Source organism: Mesorhizobium sp. M0954 (genome assembly GCF_040319155.1).
Classification (GTDB): domain Bacteria; phylum Pseudomonadota; class Alphaproteobacteria; order Rhizobiales; family Rhizobiaceae; genus Mesorhizobium.
On record NZ_JAMYNR010000077.1, the window covers coordinates 1 to 1,269 of the forward strand.

Here is a 1,269-nt window from a genome sequence, read left to right on the forward strand (position 1 = left end):
GATCGATCACGCCATCTTCCTTCCGTTGCAAGAGCTTGTGTTCGGTGTTCCTCCGTTGCGGCCTATCCGGGCATGTCAGCGCCGTGCTGAGCCGCGGTCAGGGCTGGCCGCAGGCCACCGCCGTAGGCGGCGCGAAGCGGCCTTGAGGGCGGCGAGGAGGCGTCAGGCTGCCCGCCAGGCCGCAACGGTACGGCTCGCCGGTGATCATCATCTTCCAGGCCATACGGGCGGTCTTGTTGGCGAGCGCCACAGCCGCCAGCTTCGGCGGCTTGCGCGCAATCAACGCCGCCAGCCACGGCGAGGCCTTGGCGCGGCCGCGACGCACCTGCTGGATGTGGGCCGTCGCGCCCACCACCAGCGCCTGCCGCAGCATCTCGTCGCCGGCCCGCGTGATCACCCCCAGCCGGTTCTTGCCGGCGGTCGAATGGTTCTTCGGCGTCAGCCCCAGCCACGCCGCGAAGTCGCGTCCCGAACCGAACGCTGTCGCATCAGTGACCTTGACGCCGAGCAGGCTCGCCACGACCGGCCCGACGCCGGGCATCGCAGCCAGCCGCTGTCCAGTCTCGTCCTTGCGGTGATGGGCCAACAGCTTCTTGTCGATTGCCGCGTATCGCGCGCACACCGCGCGGTATTCCTCGCCGAGCGTCTCAAGCAGTTCCTTTGCCAGCGCCGGCACCGTCGCGTCGCCGGCAATGCGGGCCAGCAGTGGCTCGATGCGGGCAAGGCCTTGTGCGGCCACCAGGCCGAATTCGGCTGCGTAGCCGCGGATCGTGTTGGAAAGCTGCGTGCGCCGCCGCACCAGCTGCTCGCGCACCCCAAACAGCATCTGCGCCGCTTGCTGCTCGCCGCTCTTGATCCCAACAAAGCGTGTCCTGGGCCGGCTCATCGCCTCGCAGATCGCCTCGGCGTCAGCCGCGTCATGCTTGCCGCGCCGCACATACGGCTTCACGTGCTGCGCCGCGATCAGCACCACCTCATGACCCAGCCCCGACAGCGTGCGCGCCCAGTAATGCGAGCCACCGCACGCCTCCAGCCCGATCCTCACCGGCGCAAGCTTGGCGAAGAACGGGACTACCGCCCGCCGTTGCAATTTACGCACCAGCACCGAACGCTCCGCAGCGTCGACACCATGCAGCTGAAAAACACTCTTGGACGTATCCATGCCAATACGGATAAGGTGTTCCACGGACGGCTCCCTTGTTTGAGATCTCAACGAACTCATTCTGGCACATCCGATGCCGTCGGGCGCCGTCCACCCCATCATGCCGT

At 67.3% G+C, this 1,269-nt stretch carries 1 protein-coding gene; it reads right to left on the reverse strand.

Annotation, left to right across the window (positions count from 1 at the left end; translation table 11 throughout):
• Positions 1-97 precede the first annotated feature (97 nt).
• A complete protein-coding gene (locus NKH93_RS34205) occupies positions 98-1,186 on the reverse strand; it encodes an IS110 family RNA-guided transposase (RefSeq protein ID WP_352475114.1) in 1,089 nt (362 codons plus the stop codon).
• Positions 1,187-1,269 lie beyond the last annotated feature (83 nt).